At 53.5% G+C, this 23,809-nt stretch carries 23 protein-coding genes and 1 pseudogene; 16 read left to right on the top strand and 8 right to left on the bottom strand.

Annotation, left to right across the window (positions count from 1 at the left end; genetic code table 11):
• Positions 1-4: 4 nt before the first annotated feature.
• From J2I47_RS20395 to J2I47_RS20385, 3 genes are all read left to right on the top strand, one after another.
• Positions 5-427 carry a thioredoxin family protein gene (locus J2I47_RS20395; RefSeq protein ID WP_207366453.1) on the top strand — a complete coding sequence of 141 codons (423 nt, stop codon included), beginning with the start codon at positions 5-7 and terminating at the stop codon, positions 425-427.
• Between the two features lie 161 nt (positions 428-588).
• Complete coding sequence (locus J2I47_RS20390) at positions 589-3,003, top strand: endonuclease MutS2 (protein WP_207366452.1); 2,415 nt, start codon at positions 589-591, stop codon at positions 3,001-3,003.
• Between the two features lie 130 nt (positions 3,004-3,133).
• The gene (locus J2I47_RS20385; RefSeq protein WP_207366451.1) at positions 3,134-3,319 is read left to right on the top strand and encodes a hypothetical protein; all 186 of its coding nucleotides are present in this window, start codon (positions 3,134-3,136) and stop codon (positions 3,317-3,319) included.
• A 192-nt stretch (positions 3,320-3,511) separates the two neighbouring features.
• On the opposite strand, the gene J2I47_RS20380 is transcribed toward J2I47_RS20385, so the two are convergent.
• Genes J2I47_RS20380 through thrA form a run of 3 tightly spaced genes read right to left on the bottom strand, consistent with a single transcriptional unit; the run spans position 3,512 to position 6,613 of the window.
• Positions 3,512-3,865: a DUF5615 family PIN-like protein gene (locus J2I47_RS20380; RefSeq protein ID WP_207366450.1), complete on the bottom strand. Its 354-nt coding sequence runs from the start codon at positions 3,863-3,865 to the stop codon at positions 3,512-3,514.
• On the bottom strand, positions 3,862-4,098 hold the full coding sequence (locus J2I47_RS20375) for a DUF433 domain-containing protein (RefSeq protein WP_207366449.1): 237 nt from the start codon (positions 4,096-4,098) through the stop codon (positions 3,862-3,864). Before J2I47_RS20375 ends, J2I47_RS20380 begins: the two co-directional genes overlap by 4 nt.
• A gap of 46 nt (positions 4,099-4,144) precedes the next feature.
• Positions 4,145-6,613: a bifunctional aspartate kinase/homoserine dehydrogenase I gene (thrA, locus tag J2I47_RS20370; RefSeq protein WP_207366448.1), complete on the bottom strand. Its 2,469-nt coding sequence runs from the start codon at positions 6,611-6,613 to the stop codon at positions 4,145-4,147.
• 268 nt (positions 6,614-6,881) lie between these two features.
• Between thrA and J2I47_RS20365 the strand changes: the two genes are divergently transcribed.
• Complete coding sequence (locus tag J2I47_RS20365; protein WP_207366447.1) at positions 6,882-7,514, top strand: HAD family hydrolase; 633 nt, start codon at positions 6,882-6,884, stop codon at positions 7,512-7,514.
• 51 nt (positions 7,515-7,565) lie between these two features.
• The gene (locus J2I47_RS20360) at positions 7,566-8,864 is read left to right on the top strand and encodes an MFS transporter (protein WP_207366446.1); all 1,299 of its coding nucleotides are present in this window, start codon (positions 7,566-7,568) and stop codon (positions 8,862-8,864) included.
• Positions 8,865-8,923: 59 nt separating this feature from the next.
• Here the strand turns inward: J2I47_RS20360 and J2I47_RS20355 are convergent, their stop codons facing one another.
• The 3 genes from J2I47_RS20355 to J2I47_RS20345 are packed head-to-tail and all read right to left on the bottom strand — an operon-like array spanning position 8,924 to position 10,310.
• Positions 8,924-9,433: a DUF6169 family protein gene (locus J2I47_RS20355; protein ID WP_207366445.1), complete on the bottom strand. Its 510-nt coding sequence runs from the start codon at positions 9,431-9,433 to the stop codon at positions 8,924-8,926.
• Positions 9,408-9,608, bottom strand: a complete 201-nt coding sequence (locus tag J2I47_RS20350; RefSeq protein ID WP_207366444.1) for a hypothetical protein — start codon at positions 9,606-9,608, stop codon at positions 9,408-9,410. Before J2I47_RS20350 ends, J2I47_RS20355 begins: the two co-directional genes overlap by 26 nt.
• A 54-nt stretch (positions 9,609-9,662) precedes the next feature.
• Positions 9,663-10,310, bottom strand: coding sequence for an oxidoreductase (locus J2I47_RS20345; protein WP_207366538.1), 648 nt, complete (start codon positions 10,308-10,310; stop codon positions 9,663-9,665).
• Between the two features lie 84 nt (positions 10,311-10,394).
• Here J2I47_RS20345 and J2I47_RS20340 point away from each other — a divergent pair, with 84 nt between their 5' ends.
• Both J2I47_RS20340 and J2I47_RS20335 read left to right on the top strand, forming a co-directional pair.
• Entirely contained in the window at positions 10,395-12,905 is a 2,511-nt protein-coding gene (locus tag J2I47_RS20340) for a TonB-dependent receptor plug domain-containing protein (protein WP_207366443.1), read from the top strand.
• Between the two features lie 30 nt (positions 12,906-12,935).
• Positions 12,936-13,769, top strand: a complete 834-nt coding sequence (locus J2I47_RS20335; protein WP_207366442.1) for a hypothetical protein — start codon at positions 12,936-12,938, stop codon at positions 13,767-13,769.
• Between the two features lie 11 nt (positions 13,770-13,780).
• Here the strand turns inward: J2I47_RS20335 and J2I47_RS26650 are convergent, their stop codons facing one another.
• Positions 13,781-14,527 carry a PDDEXK nuclease domain-containing protein gene (locus J2I47_RS26650; protein ID WP_262899033.1) on the bottom strand — a complete coding sequence of 249 codons (747 nt, stop codon included), beginning with the start codon at positions 14,525-14,527 and terminating at the stop codon, positions 13,781-13,783.
• Positions 14,524-14,841: a DUF1016 N-terminal domain-containing protein gene (locus J2I47_RS26805; protein WP_262899032.1), complete on the bottom strand. Its 318-nt coding sequence runs from the start codon at positions 14,839-14,841 to the stop codon at positions 14,524-14,526. The genes J2I47_RS26650 and J2I47_RS26805 overlap by 4 nt, the downstream gene beginning before the upstream one ends.
• Positions 14,842-14,968: 127 nt before the next feature.
• Here J2I47_RS26805 and J2I47_RS20325 point away from each other — a divergent pair, with 127 nt between their 5' ends.
• The 9 genes and pseudogenes from J2I47_RS20325 (at position 14,969) to J2I47_RS20285 (ending at position 23,804) form a co-directional block, all read left to right on the top strand.
• Positions 14,969-16,054, top strand: coding sequence for a complex I subunit 1/NuoH family protein (locus J2I47_RS20325; RefSeq protein WP_207366441.1), 1,086 nt, complete (start codon positions 14,969-14,971; stop codon positions 16,052-16,054).
• A 115-nt stretch (positions 16,055-16,169) separates the two neighbouring features.
• Positions 16,170-17,321, top strand: a complete 1,152-nt coding sequence (gene tssD, locus J2I47_RS20320) for a type VI secretion system tube protein TssD (RefSeq protein ID WP_207366440.1) — start codon at positions 16,170-16,172, stop codon at positions 17,319-17,321.
• A gap of 7 nt (positions 17,322-17,328) precedes the next feature.
• Positions 17,329-17,598 (top strand): hypothetical protein, encoded by a 270-nt coding sequence (locus J2I47_RS20315; protein WP_207366439.1) that lies wholly within the window; start codon positions 17,329-17,331, stop codon positions 17,596-17,598.
• A gap of 181 nt (positions 17,599-17,779) precedes the next feature.
• The gene (locus tag J2I47_RS20310) at positions 17,780-18,460 is read left to right on the top strand and encodes a zincin-like metallopeptidase toxin domain-containing protein (protein ID WP_207366438.1); all 681 of its coding nucleotides are present in this window, start codon (positions 17,780-17,782) and stop codon (positions 18,458-18,460) included.
• A 2-nt stretch (positions 18,461-18,462) separates the two neighbouring features.
• Positions 18,463-18,726 carry a hypothetical protein gene (locus tag J2I47_RS20305; protein WP_207366437.1) on the top strand — a complete coding sequence of 88 codons (264 nt, stop codon included), beginning with the start codon at positions 18,463-18,465 and terminating at the stop codon, positions 18,724-18,726.
• A 1-nt stretch (position 18,727) separates the two neighbouring features.
• Entirely contained in the window at positions 18,728-19,027 is a 300-nt protein-coding gene (tssD, locus tag J2I47_RS27045; RefSeq protein ID WP_207366537.1) for a type VI secretion system tube protein TssD, read from the top strand.
• A gap of 505 nt (positions 19,028-19,532) precedes the next feature.
• Positions 19,533-19,715, top strand: a pseudogene (locus tag J2I47_RS20295) (nitrite reductase (NAD(P)H) small subunit); the annotation flags it as partial.
• A gap of 55 nt (positions 19,716-19,770) precedes the next feature.
• On the top strand, positions 19,771-20,445 hold the full coding sequence (locus J2I47_RS20290; RefSeq protein ID WP_207366436.1) for a response regulator transcription factor: 675 nt from the start codon (positions 19,771-19,773) through the stop codon (positions 20,443-20,445).
• Positions 20,446-20,612: 167 nt separating this feature from the next.
• Positions 20,613-23,804, top strand: coding sequence for a SusC/RagA family TonB-linked outer membrane protein (locus J2I47_RS20285; protein WP_207366435.1), 3,192 nt, complete (start codon positions 20,613-20,615; stop codon positions 23,802-23,804).
• Positions 23,805-23,809: the final 5 nt, after the last annotated feature.

Genomic DNA, 23,809 nt, shown 5'->3' with positions numbered 1-23,809 from the left:
CCGTATGATCCGCCTAGCCAGTCTTTGCCTCCTTGTTCTTTTCACCGCCACTTCATTTGCTCCCGCTACCGACGACACAAAAGCGGGCATTCAGTTTACCGAAGCCCGTTGGGCCGATATATTGAAACAGGCTAAGGCCCAGAAGAAAGTTATTTTTCTCGATGCCTATGCCAGTTGGTGCGGTCCATGTAAGTTGTTACAAAAAAATACGTTCACTCAGAAAGCTGTGGGTGACCTGTTCAATAAGAAATTCATCAATGTAAAGATGGACATGGAAAAGGGCGAAGGACCGGCTCTTTCGCAGGTCTATCCGCTGGAAGGATATCCTACTTTGCTGTTTATTGACGGCAATGGCCGCGTGGTAAAGCGCGTGATGGGCTACATGGGCGCCGACGACCTGCTTGACGTAGCGAAAAGCGTTAAATAAGGTAATAAGTGGTAAACGATGAGGGGTGAGTTTGCTGACGCAGCTAAAGACGCGTCAGCAAACTCACCCCTCATCGTTTACCACTTATCGGTAAAATAGAACCCCCACCCTCAGACCAATGTTATGAGGTAGGCCCGCTAACGAGAGGCCCGCACCCCCGAATGCTTTACCCCAATACCCTCGAACAAAAACTTGGTTTCGATAAAATCCGTGAACTGTTGCGGCAGGCCTGTATCTCGCCGCTGGGCCAGGATTACGTAGACAAAATTCGCTTTTCCGACAATCACCAACTGATTGATAAACTGCTGCGGCAGACCTACGAGTTTACGCAGATAGTTCAGTACGAGCCAGACTTCCCGCAAAGCAATTACCTCGACGTGCGGCCTCAACTCCAGAAGGCCCGCGTAGAAGGAATAACGTTGATGGAAGACGAGTTTTTCGATCTGAAACTAGCCCTGAAAACGATTCAGGATTGCCTGCGTTTTCTGGCTAATCAGGAAGAAGATCAGTACCCCTTCCTGGCCGAACTGGCAGCGCCCGTGACCGTCGACAAAGCCTTGCTGGCGGCGCTGGAACGCGTTATCGACGACCGGGGTCATGTGCGCGACAACGCCTCGCCTGAACTGGCCAGTATCCGGCGGCGCATTATTTCGGAGCAGGCTAACCTGCGCAAGCGCCTCGACAGCATGTTGCGCACCGCCCGCCAACAGGGCTGGATTCCTGATGATCTGGGCCTGACTATTCGCGGGGGGCGGCTGGTGATTCCGCTGGCGGCCGAACATAAACGCAAGATTCGCGGCTTCATCCATGACGAATCAGATACCGGCAAAACAGTGTATGTAGAACCCGCCGAGGTCTTCGATGGCAACAACGAAGTGCGGGAACTGGAATATGAAGAACGCCGTGAAGTGTACCGTATTCTGCTGGCCCTCACCGACCAGATACGGCCTTTTCTGCCCGACCTCAACAAGGCCATCAACTTTCTGGCGCAGATAGATTTCATCCGGGCGAAGGCCAAACTGGCAGGGCAGTTGCAGGCCGGTATGCCCCAGGTAATGAACCGTCCGGTGCTGAACTGGACGGCCGCCCGCCACCCGCTGCTATACCTTTCGCACCAGAAACAGGGCAAGCCTGTAGTACCGCTGGCTATTCAGCTCGACGAGCAGCAGCGCATCCTGATTATCTCCGGACCCAATGCAGGGGGCAAGTCTATTGCACTGAAAACCATTGGCTTACTACAGTATATGATGCAGTGCGGCCTGCTGGTACCCATGGCCGAATTCTCGGATATGGGTGTGTTTCAGAACCTGTTTATCGACATCGGCGATGAGCAGTCGCTGGAAAACGACCTCAGCACCTATTCGTCGCACCTGACTAACATGCGGCAGTTTCTGGTGGGAGCCAACAAGCGCACGCTCTTCCTCATCGACGAGTTCGGTACCGGTACCGAACCGGGCCAGGGCGGGGCTATTGCCGAGGCTATTCTGGAAGAACTAAACAAGTCGGGAGCGTTTGGCGTGATCAACACCCACTACACTAACCTGAAGGTATTCGCCGACAAAACGCCGGGCCTTATCAACGGCGCCATGCGGTTCGATGGCGAAAAGCTGGAACCGCTATACGAACTGGAAATGGGCCGGCCTGGCTCGTCGTTTGCGTTTGAGATTGCGGGTAAGATCAACCTGCCCAACATCGTGATCAACCGGGCAAAAGAAAAACTCGGTAGTCAGCAGGTTAATTTTGAAAAGCTGCTGAAGGAACTAGACATCGAGAAGCGCGTTTTCGCCGAAAAAAACCTCGATATCAGCATCAATCAGCGCAAGGTGGCCCAGCAACTGGCTGAATACACCGCCCTGAAAACCCGGCTCGACAATGAGCAGAAGCAACTGATCAATACTGCCAAAGCGAAGGCCAAAACGCTGGTACAGGAAGCCAACCAGAAGATCGAGCAGACCATACGTGAGATCAAAGAGTCGAAAGCTGAAAAAGATACCACAAAGCAATTGCGGGCTGATCTCCAGCAGTTCGAGCAAAAAGAATTGAAGCCGGAGGTAATTGTGGAACCCGCTGCGCCGAAAGCCCCCGAAGAAGAATTCGAAGCCGACGGCAGCCCTATTTCGGTGGGTAGCTACGTGCGCATTCAGGGACAGACGGCCATTGGTGAGGTGCTGGCCCTGCGGGGTAAAGACGCCGAAGTCCGCATTGGCGACCTGAAGTCGAACATTAAGTTGAATCGGCTCGAAAAGGTAAGTCGCAAGACCTACCGCGAGGCCGTGGGCATTCGCGAAACGCCTCGTAGCCAGGGGGTGGACATCAACGAAAAGATGCTCAACTTCTCGTTCAACCTCGACATCCGGGGCAGGCGGGGAGAAGAAGCGCTGGGCGAAGTAGACAAGTTTATGGACAGTGCGCTTATGCTGGGCTACCCCGAACTGCGCATCGTACACGGCAAAGGCGACGGTATTCTGCGGCAGCTAGTTCGTAACCATCTGCGTTCTTATAAGCAGGTAGGCAGCATGGCCGACGAGCACGCTGACCGTGGCGGAGCGGGAGTGACACTGGTGCGCATGAAGTAACACAAGCCAATGCGGGATAAGTGGGTCATTCGGTAAAAATCACGCTATTGCAAAAACGCTCAATAAATTAGCTAACTAGACTGATAGGGATGTGTGTAGGTTTAATAAATAAACAGTAATACAGCCCATTATGATTGCCTTTCTGTGTATCAGTATCGCCGGTGTTAATGTATTGCTCGTCTTTGGGCATTTGATTCGCCTATATCGGCACAGACATGACACCTCCATCGCCGAAGCAACCGACACGATTGCTTCCGTTTTGTTCTCGTCTATCAACGCCAGCGTGTTGGCAATGGCTTATCATGCGTTGGTGTAGCCCGCAAGCGAACGGATGAACTACTGTGTGCCTCTAAACCCGTGTAACCCCAGGGCCGAGCACCTCTACATCATTCGCTGCGCCGCTGGTCAGTTGTGTAGATGCATCTGTCTGATGCACGATGCAGACAGGATGTTTGCTGATAGTACTGGTGCAAAATGCTGACCATGTCGGCGAAGACACGGGAGGCTGTTAGTCATGAACGATAAACGTTTCGTTATCAAGCTCAATAAACGTATGTTTTTCGAACAGGGCGTCTATTGCGTCAATGTTGCTTTTAATCAAATCGAGCAACTGCCGATTTTTGATATTACCTGTCGAGATTAATAACAGCTTGGGTGGGCTTTTCTGTAATAAATAGCTATTCTGAAAATCAGCATCTTTTGTAATAAGAATGCGATCTTCTATCAACGCAATGTTACGAATTTGATTATCGCCAGTTCTGTTTTGGTCTGGTAGATCGCGTGTGTGAATGGCATCAAGGTGACGTTGCCGCAATATGTCGGCCAGCAGATACGGCAGTTGCGCGTCAATAATATAGGTCACGCTATAACCCGGTGAATGCTTTTCACATCAGCTAACCGGGCAGCGTAGGCCAAGCATGCCCGAATATCAGCCTCTTCTAAGTCGGGGTAATCGCCTAAGATGTCCTCGCTGGTCATACCTGCTGCCAGTAGATCGAGTACCATCGTCACGGGGTATCGCATGTTACGGACGGTTGGTTTACCGTGGCAGATATCAGGATTTAACGTTATGCGGCTCAGCAGGTTCTCGCTCATAATCAATACGTTATATCATACTCTTCCTGACAAAGATAACTGATTTTCAGCCTAGATAGCTGCCGATGCTGACCATGTCGGCAAAGACACCGGAGGCTGTTACTTCGGCACCGGCACCGGGTCCCTTGATCACCAGGGGGCGCTCTTTGTAGCGTTCGGTGGTGAACGATATGATATTATCGGCACCGGTAAGCTGGTAGAAGGGGTGCTCCGGACCCACGCCGCGCAGGCCAATTACGGCTTTGCCATTCTCGAACGTGGCAATCATCCGCAGCTTCTCGCCCCGCGCGTCGGCGGTGGCAAGCAGGTTGTCGAAATAGCCATTCTCCGCTTTTAGTGCGTCGAAGAAGGTGGGAATCGTGGGGGCATCGAGGCAGGAGGGAGGCAGGATTTTTTCAACCGAAACATCATCCGGCTCCAGCGCGAACCCGGCCTCACGGGCCAGAATCAGTATTTTCCTGGCTACGTCCTGTCCGCTGAGGTCATCGCGGGGGTCAGGCTCGGTATAGCCCTTTTCCTTTGCTTCGCGCACCACATCGACAAACTGAGTACCCGGTTTGAAGGTGTTGAAAATAAATGACAACGTGCCCGACAAGATCGCCTCAATCTTCAGAAACCGGTCGCCGGAAGTGAGCAGCCCCTGCAAGGTGTTAATGATGGGCAGACCCGCGCCCACGTTGGTTTCGTAGAGGAACTTCACGCCCCGGTTCAGCGCCGTGCGTTGTAGGCGGCGGTATTCGGCGTAGGAGCCGGAGTTGGCTACCTTGTTGGGCGTCACCACCGAAATGTTCGCGTCGAGCAGCGACTCATAGTGCTGCACAATGTCTTTGTCAGACGTGCAGTCGATGAAGACCGAGTTGGGCAGGTTGTAGGACTTTATTTTCTCGACAAAAGCGGGCAGCGAGGTCGTAACACCCTCCGTTTTGCGACGGGTTTCCCAGTCGGTCAAATCGAGCCCTTTGGTATCGAGTACCATCTTTTTGGTATTGGCCAAACCCACCACGCAAATCTTCAGGAGCTTCTCCTGCCGGAGAAATTCCGACTGCGCGTGGATCTGCCGCAGCAGGGCCTGACCAATCAGGCCGGTACCCACCAGAAATACGTTCAGCACCCGCGCTTCCGACTGGAAAAACACGTTATGCAGCGCGTTAAGGGCTTTTGAGAGGTTATTTTTGGTAATCACCACCGAGATGTTGATCTCCGACGACCCCTGCGCCACAGCCACAATATTGACCCCGTTTTTGCCCAGCACCGAAAATAATTTCCCCGCTATGCCCGACGATTTCCGCATCCCTTCACCTACGGTAGCGATGATACTGAGGTCGCGCTCGATGCTGATATTGTCGATATGACCACTGGCTACGTCAGCGGCAAATTCCTCATCCAGAATAGTCTTCACCCGGTCGGCACCTTTGGGGTCGATGGCAAAGCAAATCGAGTGTTCCGACGAAGCCTGCGAGATGAGAATGACGCTGATTTTGTGCTGGGCCAGAATGCCGAACAGCTTGGCCGATACCCCCGCTACGCCGATCATGCCCGACCCCTGCACGTTGACCAGCGCCACGTCGTCGATGCTCGAAATACCCGTGATCGTATACTGCCGACGGTCGGCGGTGCGGCTCACGAGGGTGCCCGCGTGGTCAGCGTTGAAGGTGTTGAGCACCCGGATCGGGATGTTGCGGGCAAAGGCGGGCTGCAGGCTGGGCGGGTAGATGACCTTGGCCCCAAAATGGCTCAGCTCCATCGCCTCGGCGTAGGTGATGGTGGGGATGTTGAAGGCATTGGGCACCTTGCGCGGGTCGGCAGTCATCATCCCGTCCACGTCGGTCCAGATGTCAATGATATCAGCGTTGAGGGCCGCCCCCAGAATGCTGGCCGTGTAGTCGGAACCACCCCGGCCGAGGGTAGTTGTTTCCCCCTTTTCGGTCGAACCGATAAAGCCCGTCACAAACGGTATGGGTGCCGAAAAGCCGTTGTTTTGGGCGAAATAGGCCTGAACAAGCGGGTTGGTCTGGGTGTAGTTTACTTCGGCATGACCAAACTGCGCGTCGGTTTTGATCAGCTCACGGGCATCGCAGAAAACGGCGGGCAGACCACTGGCCTTTACGCATTCAGCCACCACGAGGTTCGACAGCCGTTCGCCGAAGCTCATGATCAGGTCCATGGTACGGGGGGTCAACTCCCGAATCAGGGACACGCCCCGGAGTAAGTCTTCGAGTTCATTCACCGTTCCGCGAATGGCCGCCACGATTTTTCCCTGTTCTTTTACGGGCACCAGCGCCTTCACCACGTTGAAATGGCGGTCTTCAATGCGCCGCACCAGTTCCATATAATCGGTCTGGCCGTCGGTAGCCATCCGCCCAATTTCGATAAGTTGGTTGGTGACGCCGCTCATGGCCGAGAGGACCACCGCAAGGGGCGTTTCTTGTTGACGGTGGGTCGTAACGATGCGGATTACCTGCCGGATGCTCTCCACCGAGCCAACCGACGTGCCGCCGAATTTGAGGATATGCATTTTGGGAATTAGCGAACGGGCGATTGAGTGAATTAGCGAATGTCCCTGACAGATCAAGTCATCTACCTGATTGCTCATTAGCTACTGGCAAATATAGGGCCGCGACCTTTCTAGGTGGGACAGACCGGGTATGTCGTGGATGTGGTTTATATCACGGTGACAATCTCCAAGCATGCACCGGCCACCTGCTAAGTTACCGGACGGTGATGGTCAGAAAGCAGGTTAACAACCTGACCGATTGTTACTACCACACAATAGGCTGCTCATTATGACCATACAACCCACGCAGACGCTGCCTATCACCACCCTGTTTGTCGATATTGGCGGCGTTCTGCTGACCAACGGCTGGAGCCGGAAATCACGTGCGCTGGCTTCCACCGCATTCGGCCTAAACCTGGCTGAACTGGAAGAGCGTCATCACCTCACGTTTGATACCTACGAAGTGGGAAAATTAACGCTGACGGAATACCTCGACCGGATTGTGTTTTATCAGCCCCGTTCCTTTACGGAAGACACGTTTCGCCAGTTTATATACAGCCAGTCTGCGGCGTTCCCGGATATGATCGACCTGATTCGGCAGCTAAAAGCCGCCTACGGATTGAAAGTAGCGGTGATTAGCAACGAAGGGCGCGAACTGAATCAGTACCGCATCGACACGTTTCGGCTCAGTGAATTTATCGACTTTTTCGTGTCGTCGTCGTTTGTTCATTTCCGTAAACCCGACGCCGACATTTTCAAAGTGGCCCTTGACATTGCCCAGGCGCCCATTGAACAAATCGTTTACATCGACGACCGGGCGTTGTTTGTGTCCGTAGCCGAAGGGCTGGGTGTGCGGGGCATTCGCCACGTCGATTACGAAACCACCCGCGCCGAACTGGCTGCCCTGGGGTTGCGGGTGTAAAGTAGGGCCGGTTTACGGAAAAATATGTTAAAGCCAGTAGCCTTTCGCTCTATGCCTTTTCTTTCTCATAGCCGCCCGCTTCGATACGCAACCTTTGGCTACCTCTACATTATGCAGGGGCTGCCGTCGGGTTTCGCGCTTATTGCCGTTACCAACTACCTCGCCTCTGAAGGCGTCACCCCGCCGGTAATCGCTACGTTTGGAGCGGTGGTGGGGCTGCCCTGGGGGGTGAAGTTTATGTGGGGGCCGCTGGTCGACCGGTTTCAGGGGCTGGCGATGGGTCGCCGCCGACCGTGGGTACTGCTGGCGCAGGTGCTGGCGTTTGGGGCCTCGCTGGGGGTGTTGCTCACCACCGACCCTATGGCTGGTTTCAACCAACTTATGTGGGCTTTTGCGCTGCACGGCGTGTTTGCCTCGCTACAGGATGTCAGCGTTGATGCAATGGCCATCACCGTTACGCCCGAAGCTGAACGGGGCCGCGTTAATGCGCTGATGAAAATTGGCATGGCTACGGGACAAGCTATCGGCGGGGCGGGGCTGGCGTACCTGCTGCGCCACGGCGGCTTTCAGCTGGCCGCGCTGGTGCAATCGGCGGTGCTGCTGGGGTTTACCTTCGTCACGCTGTTCATCCGCGAATCGCCGGGCGACGCAGTGTTTTCGTTTCGGTATATATCCAGTAACACTATTCCCGCCGTGACCACTGCGTTCGGGCCGCTGCTGCGCGAACTGGGGCGGGCTTTGCTGTCGCCCCGGAGTATGCTGCTGTTTTTGGGCGTGGCTATCCTGTTTGTGGGCGAACGGTTGTTTCAGCGGGTCTATTCGCTGCACCTGATTCAGAAAGAAGGCTGGACCGACACGGCGGTGTCTGTCCTCAGCGGCACCTATGGTACGTTGGTGGCGGTGAGTCTGGCCCTTGTGGGTGGGTGGCTTTCCGATTATTTTGGCGCCCGCCGGATGTTGCTGTGTGTGGGAGCGGGCATGGCCCTGCTGCACGTTGGGTTTGGCCTGCTGGGAACATCCACTCTGGGTACCTATTGGGCTGATACAGGCGTGGCCACGGCGGGACTAATAGTCCGCCAAACGATGGACCCCGTGCTGAGTATTGCCGCCTTGCCCGTGCTGATGGCCCTTTGCCGACCGGGTGTGGCCGGGGCACAATTTGCCGTATACATGGCCCTCAGCAACCAGGCCGACGTGCTGGGCATCTGGCTGTCGGGGCAACTGTTTCCGTTGTTTTCCGCCCCTGTCTTGGCCGTTGCCTGCGGGTTGAGTATGGCGCTGGCTACGGCAGTTGTTGGCCTGGCCATCGGATGGAACCGCCAGCGCAGCGCATATTGGTCAGCACGGTAGCGATATTATTCCTGCAATACATCTGACAGTGCTGGTGGACTATTTTAGACTAAACCCGATTATTTATCGGAGCCATACCCGTTTATAATTTTGACGAATTCAGCCGCTATTTGAGATGCATACGGGTTTGTTCGCTTAAAGATTAGGCTCATGGGGTAAACTAGGCCTGCTGAGTCGCGCACACCACCGTCAATCTTTGTGTAATCATCACGGTCAAAATAGTCAAACCAGCGATGAAAAAGCCGTTGACGGAGCAACTGTCGCCCGTCAGATGAAGCACAGATATAAAGGGTGACGGTTTCATCACTGCGCACGTAAAAGTCTTTAAAAATGGCAGCTAATGTACGGGCTGTTAATCTGTTGAACGGTGGCTGTTGTTCTGTTGGGTTAAGGCCAATCAGTAGAGATAGTTCAAACGTATGTTGCGAAAACGGTGCTTGGGCACCAAAGAGATAGGGGGTCGGCGTAAACGTTACATTGTAAACAATACCCACGTCCGTTGTGAATAAATAAGCGTTGTATTCGCCACCCACAAAAGTAAAATCATACCTTAACCGTTCGTGAGCCACGGGCTATACGTCGTTTGTCAAGTTCAGCCAGGGCGGCTTGATATTCAGGAGAAGAGAACTGTGTCTGGCTGTGCTGCTCAAGCTCCTTTTTTCGGTTTTTCCAGGCCATAATCATATGGTCGATATTGGCTTGTTGCTCTTCAGGAGTGGGGCCAGTCTTTTTTTTATCGTTCATAGCCGTACAATTTAACAGTTACTTCCACTACAATTTTAGGCAAAAAGTAGTTTGTCAATACCCCTGCAACACGTCTGACTCGAAAATATGCTTGCCGGTAAGGCCCTGCCCGCTGGTTTGCAGCATGGCGTTGGCCACCTGACTGGCGTCAATGGCCTTGTATTTGGCGGGTATCAGCGGGGCAAACAGGCTCATAAAGACACTGCCGATGCGTTCGCCGAGGCGGGTTTCGGTGCGGTTGCCCAGCAGGAGGGAAGGACGAAAAATAAGCAGCGTAGGGTAGTTCAGGGCCGTCAGGTCGCGCTCGATCTCGCCTTTAACCTGGTTGTAAAAGATCGACGATGTGGGGTCGGCACCCATAGCCGTCACGATAGCAAATTGGGTAGCCCCATTGGATAGGCCGAGCCGGGCGATGTCGAGCGGGTATTGATAGTCTACTTTACGAAACGCGTCTCTTGAGCCCGCTTTTTTGATGGTCGTGCCCAGGCAGCAAAAGATCGTGTCGGCCTGGAGGAGGAGGCTATTGGGATGATCGAAATCGAAGAGAATTTCCTGCAAACGAGGGTGTTGCCAGGTCAACGCCTTTCTGGTCAGTACCTTGACCCGGTCAAAGGCCGCCGACTCGACCAGCTGGTGGGTGAGTAAGTCGCCGATGAGGCCGGTAGCACCGGCTACCAACGCCGTTTTTAGGGGTGATGTCATCATCAGGGAACGTCATTTTTTTGCTAATTTACCGGGCCGTGGCGTACACAGAAGGCCCTTTAGTTGAAAACTTACCCCCGTTCCATGCGTAAACAGATGCTTGTTTTTGGTCGATATACGGCCTTGCTCCTGGCCGTTACCATGACCCTACTGGCCCTGCGCCGCCCCACCGACGACGATAACGCCCTGGGCCGGGTGCTGGCGCAACTAGCCGCTTATGGGCAGCAGTACCCCCACGAAAAAGTGTATCTCCACACCGACCGGCGCGCTTACCTGCCCGGCGAAACGATGTGGATGAAAGGCTATCTCTTCTACGGCAACACCCGCACCGTCGACTCGGCCAGCGGGGCCATTTTTGTGGACCTGGTGAGTGCCAACGGGCGCAAAATACTGCTCGACACCCGCCTGCGCAGCACGGCCGGCTACGCCGAAGGTTACCTCACGCTGCCCGACACCCTGTCTACAGGTCGCTACACCCTGCGGGCCTACACAAGCTGGATGCGCAATTTCTCGGAAGAGTTTTACCACAATCAGCCCATCGACGTCTTTAAACCCGACGCCCCGCCCGCCGAACGGACCGGCAACGCGTCGCTGCCGCCCGACGTGCAGTTTATGCCCGAAGGAGGACACTGGGTGGCAGGTTTGCCCAGTCGCATCGCGTTTAAATCACTCAACAAATCGGGTGTGGGTATGGACGTACAGGGGTTTGTGCTTGACAGCAAGAAAGACACCGTTATGGGCTTCAGCAGTCAGCATTTGGGTATGGGCTATTTTTCGCTCACGCCCGAAGTCGGACAAACCTACACGGCTTACGCACGGGCACCCGGCACCACCCCCTACACGTCGTATACGTTACCCGCCGTGCAAACCACCGGCTACACCATCCAGGTCGATAACCTGAGCAACAAAGACAATATCCGGGTGTTTGTCTCGCACAACATGCCCACTCCACCCGATGCGTCTACCCTTGCCAGCCCTGGCTCGGCCACTGCGGCGGCAGCTTCGCAACCTAAACTGTCGTTGCTGGCGCAGATGAACGGGGTACCGGTACATGCCGTGCAGGCCCCCCTCAGCCGCAACCGGTTTATGGTGCCCATTCCACGAAGCAAATGCACGGAAGGCATTGTACATATTACGCTCTTCGACGAAAAGGGCCGTCCCGTGGCTGAGCGGCTGGCGTATTCAGCCAAAAACGAAATCATCAACGTGGCCGTGGCGCCCGCCAAACCCAAAACTGGTATCCGGCAGCGGGTCGACCTGGGCGTGACCACCACCGACGCCGAGGGTAAGCCCGTAGCGGCTAATCTCTCGCTGGCGGTGACCGACACCAAACAGCAACCCGTCGAACGCCCCTACGGCCCCTCGCTGATGTCGTACCTGCTGCTCACCTCCGACCTGACGGGCTACGTAGAGCAACCGGGTTATTATTTCGACGAAAAGAATAAAGACCGGCTCACCAAGCTCGACATCCTGATGATGACGCAGGGCTGGCGGCGGTTTACCTGGGAAAAAGTGATGGCCAAAACCTTCCAGCCCACCACCTATTTTGTCGACCCCGGCCTCACCCTAAGCGGAACCGTATTTATGGGTACGTCGCGGATGCCGGTCAATGGCGTGTCGCTGACGGTAATGCTGACGCGCAAAGATTCCACCCGCGACATGCTTTCGCTGGTGAGCGACGAGCAGGGACGCTTTTTCCTAAACGGTGTTGACCTGGTCGATACCAATACCGTTTTTGTGCAGGCCATGCGGGGGCAGAGCCGCAATTTCAACGTGGTGCTCGACAAGCTCTATTCGCCACGGGTACGGCTGGTACGCCCCCCGGCGGTGCCGCTCGATATTGACTTTGCTGAACTGGCCGAACTGCTGAAGCGGCAAAAAGAATACCTCGACATTGAACGGCAGATTAGGGCCAACCGCGAATTTCAGCTACAGGCTGTGGTGGTAAAAGCGAAACGCGCCGACCCCTATTCCAGCCAGCGCAGTATGTATGGCACCCCCGACAATACGCTCGTGGTGGATGATGTAATGGCGTCGGGGCAATCGTCGGTGTTTGACCTGATTCGGCGGTTACCAGGCGTGATCGTGTCGGGCGGTGGGGCCACGCCTACCGTTCAAATCCGGGGAGGGACGCCTTTGTTCATGATCGATGGAATGCGGTCTGATGCGCAGGCCGTGGCCAGTATATCGCCTCAGACGGTGGCTAACATAGACGTGGTAAAGGGGGCGGGTGCGTCTATTATGGGGGCCAGCAGTGTCATCAACGTGATTACCAAGCGCGGTGGTGGAGTCAATAACAACCAGAATTTGTCGGCCATTAAAAGCCCCGGTGTGATTGTGGAAAAAGTGGTGGGTTACGCTCCCAAACGGGAGTTCTATGCCCCCCGCTACGACGCCCCCACCCCCGAAGAACGCTACCGCCCCGACTACCGGGCCACGCTGCACTGGGCACCCACCATCCGCACCGACGCCACCGGCAAAGCCACCACCTCGTTCTACACCTCCGACGCCAAAACCACACTCCGCATCGTCGCCAACGGTGCCACCGCCAGCGGCTACCCCGGCTACGCAGAGACGACGATGAAGGTGGAGTAAGGGAGTTTAAAGTTTAATGTCTAACGTTCAATGTCTGACCCTCTCGACCAACTCACCCCCGACGAATCGCTTCGAGCTGACAATGAAATTAAGCTACTAAAGCTCGGTCTGGAGCACAATGTGCAGTTTAGTGCCTTCGATAGCGACGCTCCACCTGAAATGGTTGGGCAGTTTTTTGATAGCATCCTGGCGTTGGAAGAGATGCACAAAAATCCGCAGCAGCAAACCGTATACGATATCATTGGCCAGCCTTCTTTTCAACCCGCTACCTTGCTGACTAATGAAGAGTTGTCGACAGCGTTGGATAGTCTGATGAAGCAAATGACCAGCCACAACTTGTTTCTAGACATTCTTGCCCCTGATGACTATGATGACCGGACCATTTATCGCTTTCTAACCGAGGAGTTGTTTCAACATGAAACCACGCACATGGGCGGGGGGTGGAACACGAATTTTATTTACGAGGAATTTCATCAAAATCATTTGTACGACCTCAAACGGCAGAGCGATGACTTCATTAACGTACTGACCGAATCTCATTTTGACCGGCTTGATTATTATCTGTCTGACAGCTTGCTAGATAAACAACCGGACGTACTAAGTAGGCGAGTTAAGCAGGTAGTACTTGACCGCCTAACGGACTTGGTAGAGAGTTGGTGGCCAAGACTCCTACAGGGTGGTTCTATTTCTGATCTTGTCGTGGCCGACGACACAGAGACTGCACAGGCAGTCCTGCACCTGCAACTTGGCACTGATGAGCACACTGATCAGACTACGCTGGAGGGGATAATACAGTTTAGCCGCTGGGATCAGTGGTGGTCTATCGAGCAAGTACGCCTTGGTAACTGGTCGCTACAGCCCTGAGCAAGGGTTAGTCAACCCAGCAGTTTTTTAAGCGTCTCAGGGTCAGGCAATACATTTTTGAGGTGGTCGGGCAGGTCAGGGCTGAGTTGATACGTGGCAACGCCCATTGGGTTTTGCATGGCCTGAAAGGCATACTCAACCACTTTATCGCTCTTCTCTTTGCAAAGCACAATGCCCACAGCGGAGTTTTCGTCAGGCATCCGTTCCTGGTCGTTCAGCACGTTGAGATAGAAGTTGAGCTGACCGGCATAAGCGGGCTTGAAACTGCCTTTTTTCAACTCAATGGCAACCAGGCAGCGGAGTTGCCGATTATAGAATAGCAGGTCTACAAAGAACTCTTGGTCATCCACTAGCAGCCGGTGCTGGTTGCCGATGAAGGCAAATCCTTTACCTGCCTTCAGGATGAAATCTTTCACATTCTGCACAATACCCTTTTCTACCACGCGCTCGTCGTCAGTTTCGGCATTGATAAAGTCAAGCAGGTATTCGTCTTTGAAGGCTTGCAGTGCCGTATCGCGGATCGTATCGGGTAACGTGTTGGCAAAGTTATTAGGCAGCGTTTGATCCCGTTTCTGATAAGCTTTGGCCCGAATCTGCCAGTCGAGCATCTCGACAGTCCACTGGCTGTTAAACGCTTGCTGGATATAGTACCAGCGTTCATCCCAACCCGAACAGCGATTTAAGAGTAAGATATGGTGGGTGAAACTGATCCCCGAAAAGGCAGCAAAATTAGTATCGCCAAATTGGGCAGTTATCAACTGCCCAATTTGAGAGCGCTGTAAGCCTCTGCGAACTGACGCATATTTTTTAGATTACGAAGCGAAAAACCCCTAAGTCCGGGTAAATGCTTTTGTATATCAGCAGCCAATTGCTCAAGCACTTTCATTCCCCATTCTTGAGCAGCTACTTTTTTAGATAACCCTCTGCCAACGGAAAAATAAAGCAGTAACATTTCACGATTGGCTAGTCTGGCTGCCCGGTAACGGCTTTGCTTGATCTGGCTGATGATGTCCGTCAGGAGCAGGCTGTACTGGTCATCGGAATGGGGTTCAGTAGTATTGTTAATCGGCATAGTCGGTGGGTTTAAGTATCTTTTATTGCAAAATAGTGTAGCAATATACATATGGATGCGTCTTCGGCAAACGTGCAGCCAACCCCGCCAAACCCCTACCTTTGCCTCTTTACTAACGCACTCCCCCTTGCTCATCGCCCTGCCCATCTGCCTGCTTCTTGCCACTGGTTTTGTGGTAGTGGGCGTGTATACCGAACGGAAAGTGTCAGCGTTTATGCAGGACCGGCTGGGGCCTATGGAAGTGGGCAAGTGGGGCCTGCTCCAACTCTTCGCCGACCTGCTGAAGCTGCTTCAGAAAGAAGACATTGTGCCCCGCGCCGCCGACCGTAAGCTGTTTCTGCTGGCCCCGGCGGTGATCTTTGCCTCCGTCTTTGCGGGCTATGCCGTGCTGCCCCTCACACCCGATTTCCAGGCTTCCGGGGCCGCCGTGGGCATTTTTTACCTCATGGCCATCCTCTCCTTCGACGTGGTGGGCATCCTGATGGCGGGCTGGGCGTCGAACAACAAATACTCGCTGTTTGGGGCGATCCGGTCGGTGGCGCAGATGGTGTCGTACGAAATTCCGTTGGGGCTTACCATTCTCTGCGCCGTGCTGGTGGGCCAAACGCTGAACCTCCAGGAACTGAGCTTTCAGCAGGGTATTTACTCGTCGCAGACTAACTACCTGTTTGGCCTTAAAGCCACCGGCATCGATGTGTCGGACTGGGGGGGCATCTTCACCTGGAACATTCTGCGCAACCCGTTCCTGCTGTTCGTTTACGTCATTTTCTTTATCTGCACCCTCGCTGAGAGCAACCGCGCCCCGTTTGATCTGCCCGAAGGCGAGTCGGAGATCGTGTCGGGTTTCCAGACCGAATATTCGGGGATGCGATGGGCACTGCTGTTCTTGTCGGAGTACGCCATGATGCTGCTGGTGTCGTTTCTGGGGGCCATTCTTTTTCTGGGAAGCTGGAATACGCCCCTCCCCAACATCGGCCCCGTGCGCCTGGCCGACTGGACTAGCGGCGAACCCGGCACCGTCTGGGGCAACGTAACGGGTGCGTTCTGGCTATTTGGCAAGGCGTTTTTAGCCGTGCTGGTGCAGATGTGGGTACGCTGGACCCTGCCCCGCATCCGCATCGACCAGATGATGTACCTCTGCTGGAAGGTGCTCACCCCCGCCGGGCTCGTGCTGCTTCTGATTTCGGCCGTCTGGCGGTTGCTGATGGTGTAGTCATTCCGGGCATCTGACCGTTGGCTAACGGATAGCCTTTTTGGTCGATGGGGTATGCATGTGTTACCGCTAGCTTTACGTTATCTTTGGTAATAGCGACAACGAGCGAAGACGTATGGCATCCTTTTCGGCTTTTCTGGAAGTGGGAGGCAGCAGGTATCCGCTGACCTATTACGACCTCTACCTACACCAGCAAACCGATGAGCTAGGTCGCCCATCGTCGCACACTCAAGGCGGCACGCTCACCTGCGAACTCCACACACCAGGCCAGAACGACCCTGTACTCACCGACTGGATGGTGTCGCCCACCCGGCAGTACGACGGCTTTGTGCATCTGTATCGGGAGGATACCAAAGCCAAGCTCAAAACCATTTCCTTTTTCAATGCCTACTGCCTAAACATGGGCGGTCATTTCTCGGCCACCGGTAGAGGGCCTATGCTAACGAGCCTGGTCATCTCTCCCCAGCGGGTGGCGGTCGGGGCGGTGGTGCATGACAACAACTGGCCGGTGGAGAGCCACGGGGCAGGCATCACCCACACTCCACCCACCCTGCCCAAAGAACCCAGTGCGCTCAGTGAGGGGCTGCACACGGTGCTCGACGCAGCCGGTGTAATTCCTGGTCTTGGCCTATTGCCTGATTTGATTAATGCAGCGATCTATGCTGCGGAAGGTGATTTGGCTAGTGCCGCCTTGAGTGGTTTTGCCGCTATTCCCTTAATAGGTGATGCAGCGGGAGTGGCCAAGTTGGGTAAACGAGCCTTGAAAGTACTCTCCTTCAAACGAGTGCAACAACTCAAAAAGTTTGGGAAGTTGGACTTGATGGAAGTAGGCAACAAATGGGCGGGTAAATTGCAGCGGGGCAGTACAGGCTTCTTGGGTAGCCCACGCTTAAACCGTCGTCAGCTTCAGGCATTTAAGAAGCAGGCTAAAGCGTTGGGTGCTGAGCTGGAAGTAGTAAAAGACAAGGCAATGCTGCGAATGATGGATATGAAACAGGGACAGGCTGCCTTTTCTGCTGCTAACCGAAAATTGTATGTGCGTAAAGGAGCTACGGCATATGAAGTATCTCACGAGATGACTCACGCTAAACACTGGGCTGACGTAGGCCATGAAGCTTACAACAAGATGAATAAGCTAGAAAAAGAGGCACATGTTTATGAACAGTTAATGAAAAAACGAGATAAATTAACAACCCAAGAAATTGAACATGCAACTAGGTACATTGATCGTGTGAGAGATAGTTTTGGTTTGGGACCAATAAAGTAATAATAAGATGCCACAACATTCAGAAGAGATAATACGCCAAACCGCTGAGCAAGCCTTCAGCGAACGATCTATTGAATATGATCGCTCAGTAGGCTTAAAAATAAAATTTGGAGGTTTGATGAAGTTACCAAATAGTGATATAGAGAAAGCTACTTGGATAGTTTCCTATTTAACACCTGTCAATCCTGTGTTTGACCAAGACTTACACTTTGCTCATATTGATGACAGTACGAATCAATTTCTTTACATAATTACGCCGACTACTTATATAATGTAGCAAACACACTGTTTTTGCTTCGAAAAGGTAATTATTAGCTAAATCATCTCCCCCAGCGAGTGGCCGTGGGGCCATCGTCCATGACAACAACTGGCCGGTAGAGAGCCACGGTTCCGGCCTCACCCATACCCCACCTACTCCACCGAAGGCACCCAGCGCTCTCAGCGAAGGCCTGCACACAATGCTCGACGTGGTAGGCATGATTCCCGTGGTGGGTAAACTGGCCGACGGAGCCAACGCCCTGATGTACGCTGCCGAGGGCGACTATGCCAGTGCGGCCATGAGCGCGGCCTCTATGATTCCCTTGGCGGGCAACGTAGTGGGAGCGGCCAAGTTAGGTAAGCGGGCCTTGAAGGTGCTTTCTTTCAAGCGAGTGCAACAACTCAAAAAGTTTGGGAAGTTGGACTTGATGGAAGTAGGCCATAAATGGGCAGGTAAATTGCAACGGGGTAGTACTGGTTTTTTGGGTAGCCCACGCTTAAGCCGTCGTCAGCTTCTGGCGTTTAAAAAACAGGCTAAAGCGTTAGGTGCAGAGTTAGAGGTAGTGAAAGACAAGGCAATGCTGCGAATGATGGATGCAGCTAGTGCTCAGGCTGGCTTTCAGGCGCACATAAACAGATTATTTGTGCGTAAAGGAGCTACGGTATACGAAGTCACTTATGAACTTACTCATGCTAAACATTGTGCCGAGCTTGGCAAAGATGCTTATGGAAAATTGAGTAGGTTAGAGAAGGAAACTCATGTCTTTGAACAATTAATGAAGCAGAAAGACAAATTAACAAAACGTGAGCTTGAACATGCCACGGATTACATAAATGATATTCGCAGCAAACTAGGTCTCGAACAAGTTGCTAAACTATAGCCATGCCACAATTAACAGAACAGGAGGTCATCAAAATGGCAGCACAGGCTCTTCAAACCCATAAAATGGGGTTCGATCCGTTGGAAGGGTTTCAAGCCAGATACGTAGAAAACAAATCGCTCAGAGATGGTCAAATCGATTCTGTATGGATTGTATCGTATGTCACCCCACCAAGTTCCTTCGACCAGCATGACCATTTTATGTACATCAGCGACTCTAGAGGTGAAATTTTATATATAATAACACAAAGTGGCTACGTAGGATAGTATCACGACCTCCACATCCACCAGCAAACCGATCAGTTGGGGTCGCCCCGCCTCGCTCACACAGGGGGGCACCATCACCTGCGAGTTGCATGCTCCGCCCCAGACCGATACAGTCCTTACCCAGTGGATACTCTCGTCCACCCGCCAACACGACGGCTTTGTGCATCTGTATCGGGAAGACACCCAAGCCAAGCTCAAGACCGTCTCCTTCTTCAAGGCACATGCTGTCAACATGGGGGTGCACTTCTCAGCGTCTGGCAGCGGCCCCCACCGCCAGCCGAAAAGGAGCCGGGTTTGTTGAGTGCTATGGCGCATACCGTATTGGATGTGGCCGGATCGGTACCTGTCGGTGGTGAACTGGTTGATGGCGCTAATGCATTATTCTATCTAGCTGAAGGCAACAAAACTGATGCAGCCCTGAGCGCAGTTGCTATGATCCCCGTAGTTGGCATGGCGGCTACTGGCGGCAAATTGGCTCGAAAGGATATAAATACGTCAGCAAGGCCAGTCAACTTAAGAAGATCAAACTGAACCGAGTAGAGAATGTCTTGTCTGCTACTAAACAAAAGGCAGAACCATTGGCCGAACGTATACCTGAACATGTAGTTGATCCGCCCTTTAAGCGAAATCTTGAAGAAAGCAGGGCTCCGAAAGGAACTCTTGCTCAAAAACAAGCTCGTGAGAAAGCACTCGGGGATAAGCAAGCAGACTCAAGAAGGGGAGGGAAAAGAAGATGCGAAAGAGGAGGCCCAAAGGTGACTCGACTTACAGAATGCGTTGCATAATCTTGATCAGATTGCAGGGGGCAGCAGCTGATCTTGTCGCTGGGCGTGACCGGCAGCCACGGCCACGAGCCGAAAGTGGCCTGTCCGTTTCACAAAAAAACGTTTTCGCTTAAAACCGGTGCCTGCCTCAGTGGAGATGATTACCAGATATATACCTTCGCGGTAAGGATCGAAAACGGGCTGGTGTATATTGGCTTGCCATGACCCTGGAGCCACTTCAGGCATAAAACAACAGACGTTAAACTTACTTGTCAACGCTATGCCAATTCGAATACTTGTTGCTGACGATCATGCGGTGGTGCGCAAAGGCGTGTCGACCCTGCTGGAAGATGCCGACGACCTGGAACTCGTGGGCGAGGCCACCGATGGCGATCAGGCCATGACCATGACCTCGTCTATGCTGCCCGATGTGCTGTTGCTCGACGTGACCATGCCGAAGATGTCGGGGCTCGACGTAGCCAGGCAGGTAGCGGCAGCATATCCATCGGTGCGGATTCTGATGTTCAGTATGCACAACAACCCCGCCTATATTCTCAATTCGGTGAAAAACGGCGCGTCGGGCTACCTGCTTAAAGACAGCGACCACGACGAAATCCTGAAGGCACTGCGCACCGTAGCCCTGGGTGATTTATATTATCCACCGTCGGCTTCGTCGGTGATTATCAGGCATTTGATGGATGCAAAACCCATGCGTCCCGTTTCTGTAGAGGCGGTTGTTGAGGAGGCACCAGCCCAATCCGTTTGGGGAAAACTTACGAGCCGCGAAACGCAGATTCTGACCTGCCTCATTGACGGCCTCAGCAGCCGTGACATTGCCGAACGCTTTGGCAGCAGCCCCAACACTGTGGCTAACCAACGTGCCAGCCTGATTCGGAAAGTGGGCGTGAACAACACAGCAGAGCTTATCAGTATGGCCCTCCGGCAACGGCTATAGAAAAAAAGCTGGTTATTACGTATTCAAATAGTTACATCAATAATTTAATTACTACAAAAATTTGGGTAAGTATGGGAAAGTGATAGAGTAGTGGCGGATAATATTTGAGGGCTGGTGATAGGGACTCCTATCATGTTTACTCAACCCAAAACCAGAACAGCAACGCCATGGAAAAGCTCTGCCAGTTCGTATTACTCTGTTTAGTAGCCAGTTGCTTTACAAATTTCACGCAGCATTCTGATCCGAATTTAGCAACCCGAAATTTACCCCTTCCTGATCGGCCACTCGCGCTGGTGACCCCAAAACTAAACACCCCCCGACAGGCTACGCCCCCCGCCGACGTACCCGTTACGGGGAGAGTAACCGATGAAAAAGGTAGCGGACTGCCCGGTGTGAGCGTGATCGTGAAAGGCTCTACTCAGGGCACTACCACCGACGGCGACGGCAATTTTCGCATCACAGCCCCTAATGCTAACGCCACGCTGGTATTCAGTTTTGTAGGATACCGCCGGCAGGAAGTGGTGGTCGGCACTCAAACTACCCTGGCTATTACGCTGGAACCTGATGACCAGTCGCTGAACGAAATTGTGGTAGTAGGCTACGGTAGCCAACTCAAAAAAGAAGTAACGGGAGCCGTGCAAACGGTTAGTGCGCAAGAGATTAAGGACGTGCCCGTATCGCAGATTGGCCAGAAGTTGCAGGGTCGGCTGGCAGGGGTACAGATCAACCAGACTACCGGCAAGCCCGGTCAGGGCATCTCTATCCGCATCCGGGGGCAGGTGTCGGTATCGGCAGGTAGTGATCCGCTCTACGTCATCGACGGGTTCCCCATCACGGGCAACATTGCCCAGTTGAACCCCGACGAAATTGATGACCTCTCAATTCTCAAAGATGCAGCGTCTACCTCGCTCTACGGGTCACGGGCGGCCAACGGCGTGGTGCTCATTACCACCAAGAAGGGTAAAACTGGCCAGACCAACATCAGCCTCAGCGCTTATGCAGGCCTGCAGCAGGTGCCGCAACGGGGCCTGGTGAAAATGCTGAATGCGGTGGAGTTTGCCCAGTTTAAAAAAGAATATTACCAAGATAAAGGTGACCCTGTGCCAGCCGAATTTCAGAATCCGGCTCAGTATGAAGGCAAGAACAATGATTGGTATGGCGCACTGCTGCGGACCGCCCCCATCCAGAGCTACAACCTAAGCATTTCATCGAACAAAGAGCGGTCGAATACCTCGCTTGTAGCGGGCGTGTTCAATCAGGATGGTGTGGTGCTCAACAACACCTACAAGCGGTATTCGCTCCGAATGAACTCGAACTATATGATCTCCGACAAGATCAACATCGGGTTCAATGTGGCACCGTCCTACGTCTTCGACAACACCCCCCGCACCGACGGCGACCGGGGCACGGGCATTCTGTTCAACGCCCTGCATACCTGGCCGGTGATGCCCATCTACGACGTCAATGGTGAACTGACCAAGTTCAACCAGTTTCCGGGCAGCACGGGCAACATTTTTGCTTATCCCAACTGGGTGCGGGCGGCCAATGAACTGATCAACGAGACCAAAAATACCAACCTGCTCTCGAACGCCTACATCCAGTACAAACCCATCAGCGGTCTGACGCTGCGCTCAACAATCAACGTAGAATACCTGAACTCGAAGTTCTTTTTCTTTAACCCCTCTACGGCTACTAACTTCATCAACGTACCTATTCCAACCACTGCTGTGTCGATCCGGCAGAGTACGGAAAACGTATCATGGCTGAACGAAAACCTGGCTACGTATACCCGGAGCGTTGGCGACCATAACTTCGAGTTGCTGGCGGGCTTTACGAATCAGAGCTTCCGGCAGGAGTTCAGCCGTATTCAGGCCGACACCTACGCCGACGACCGGCTGCCTACCATTCAGGGGGCGCTGAACATTAACCGGGGCGGCACGTTCAACGGCATCAACCAGTGGGCGCTGACCTCGCTGCTGTCGCGGCTGACCTACAACTACAAAGGCAAATACCTGTTCACGGCGGCTATCCGGCGCGACGGGTCATCGCGGTTTGGGTCAGACAATCGGTACGGTACGTTTCCTTCGGCTTCAGTGGGCTGGGTGGTGTCGGACGAAAAATTTCTGGATAGATTTCGCAGCATTTCGTTCGCCAAAATCCGGGCCAGCTACGGAGTTATCGGCAACAACAACATTGGTAACTACACCCAGTATGCCCTGGTGAATAATACCGTTAACGCTGTTTTTGGCAACAACGTAGCAACGGGCGCAGCAGTCACTACGTTGCCCAACAGCAACTTAGGGTGGGAAACAACCAAGCAGTTCGACGTAGGACTGGACCTGGGCCTGTTCAATGACCGGGTGCAGTTCATTTATGATTTCTACACGAAACGCACCACCAACCTGCTCTATAATGTGCAGATTCCGCAGGAGGCCGGCTTCACCAATTTCAGCGATAACATCGGTGAGATCAAGTTTTGGGGCCACGAGTTTTCGCTTACTACCCGCAACACCGTGGGTCGGTTGAAATGGACAACTAACGCCAACATATCCTTTAACCGCAACCTCGTTGTTGCCCTGGCGCCGGGCATCGACCGGGTCTACGGCAGTTTCCACATCACGCAGGTAGGCCAGCCCTTTGGGCAGTTCTACGGGCTGGTGAAGCTGGGGTATTATCAGAGCGCGGAAGACCTCAAAAACTCGCCGATCATTCCGGGCCGCTCTGCGGTGGGTACCATCAAGCTGAAAGACGTAAACGGCGATGGGGTAATTACCAACGGTGGTGATAACGACGACCGCACCATCATTGGCAACCCGTTTCCCAAGTTTACCTACGGCATCACCAACACGCTGACCTACGGCAACTTCGATTTTTCGGTAACGGGTTCAGGCTCGTATGGTAATCAGCTCTGGGTGAGGCACCTATACAGCACCGCTAACCTCGATGGCGTATTTAACATGGTGGCGGGCGTGAAAGACCGTTTCCGGGTTGGTCCCGACGGTAAGGTAATTACACCCGGTGCCGGCCAGTTTGGGGTTACCAACGGCGGCGGCAATTTTACGGGCATCGAACGCGACTGGAACAGTACGCAGTTCCTGGCCGATGCCTCCTACTTTACCATCAAAAACGTGACCCTCGGCTACACGTTTGGTGCGCTGAACCGATTGTTCAAGTCGGCCCGGGTCTATACGTCCATTCAGCAACTGTATGTCTTCACAAAGTATTGGGGTGGCCCAAATCCTGAAACCAGCGCACAAGGCGACGGTAACGGCGACGGTGGCAACCTGAGTCAGGGCGTCGACCTGTCGAACTACCCTGTGCCCCGCACCTATACACTGGGTGTGAACCTCAATTTCTGATCACT

This window comes from Fibrella rubiginis, from assembly GCF_017353185.1.
In the GTDB taxonomy this organism is placed as follows: domain Bacteria; phylum Bacteroidota; class Bacteroidia; order Cytophagales; family Spirosomataceae; genus Fibrella; species Fibrella rubiginis.
Note: the sequence above shows the minus strand (reverse complement) of the source record. Positions and strands in the feature narration are given on the sequence as shown.

What these genes read in the sequence shown, in the direction of transcription:
- J2I47_RS20385 (WP_207366451.1), top strand. Translation starts at nt 3,134, where the DNA reads ATGATTGCCTTTCTGTGTATCAGTATCGCCGGTGTTAATGTATTGCTC.
- J2I47_RS20285 (WP_207366435.1), top strand. Translation starts at nt 20,613, where the DNA reads ATGGAAAAGCTCTGCCAGTTCGTATTACTCTGTTTAGTAGCCAGTTGC.
- tssD (WP_207366440.1), top strand. Translation starts at nt 16,170, where the DNA reads ATGGCATCCTTTTCGGCTTTTCTGGAAGTGGGAGGCAGCAGGTATCCG.
- J2I47_RS20395 (WP_207366453.1), top strand. Translation starts at nt 5, where the DNA reads ATGATCCGCCTAGCCAGTCTTTGCCTCCTTGTTCTTTTCACCGCCACT.
- J2I47_RS20315 (WP_207366439.1), top strand. Translation starts at nt 17,329, where the DNA reads ATGCCACAACATTCAGAAGAGATAATACGCCAAACCGCTGAGCAAGCC.
- J2I47_RS20375 (WP_207366449.1), bottom strand. Translation starts at nt 4,098, where the DNA reads ATGAGCGAGAACCTGCTGAGCCGCATAACGTTAAATCCTGATATCTGC.
- J2I47_RS20360 (WP_207366446.1), top strand. Translation starts at nt 7,566, where the DNA reads ATGCCTTTTCTTTCTCATAGCCGCCCGCTTCGATACGCAACCTTTGGC.
- J2I47_RS20335 (WP_207366442.1), top strand. Translation starts at nt 12,936, where the DNA reads ATGTCTGACCCTCTCGACCAACTCACCCCCGACGAATCGCTTCGAGCT.
- J2I47_RS20310 (WP_207366438.1), top strand. Translation starts at nt 17,780, where the DNA reads ATGCTCGACGTGGTAGGCATGATTCCCGTGGTGGGTAAACTGGCCGAC.
- J2I47_RS20390 (WP_207366452.1), top strand. Translation starts at nt 589, where the DNA reads ATGCTTTACCCCAATACCCTCGAACAAAAACTTGGTTTCGATAAAATC.
- J2I47_RS20365 (WP_207366447.1), top strand. Translation starts at nt 6,882, where the DNA reads ATGACCATACAACCCACGCAGACGCTGCCTATCACCACCCTGTTTGTC.
- J2I47_RS20290 (WP_207366436.1), top strand. Translation starts at nt 19,771, where the DNA reads ATGCCAATTCGAATACTTGTTGCTGACGATCATGCGGTGGTGCGCAAA.
- J2I47_RS20345 (WP_207366538.1), bottom strand. Translation starts at nt 10,310, where the DNA reads ATGACATCACCCCTAAAAACGGCGTTGGTAGCCGGTGCTACCGGCCTC.
- thrA (WP_207366448.1), bottom strand. Translation starts at nt 6,613, where the DNA reads ATGCATATCCTCAAATTCGGCGGCACGTCGGTTGGCTCGGTGGAGAGC.
- J2I47_RS20350 (WP_207366444.1), bottom strand. Translation starts at nt 9,608, where the DNA reads ATGAACGATAAAAAAAAGACTGGCCCCACTCCTGAAGAGCAACAAGCC.
- J2I47_RS20340 (WP_207366443.1), top strand. Translation starts at nt 10,395, where the DNA reads ATGCGTAAACAGATGCTTGTTTTTGGTCGATATACGGCCTTGCTCCTG.
- J2I47_RS26805 (WP_262899032.1), bottom strand. Translation starts at nt 14,841, where the DNA reads ATGCCGATTAACAATACTACTGAACCCCATTCCGATGACCAGTACAGC.
- J2I47_RS20305 (WP_207366437.1), top strand. Translation starts at nt 18,463, where the DNA reads ATGCCACAATTAACAGAACAGGAGGTCATCAAAATGGCAGCACAGGCT.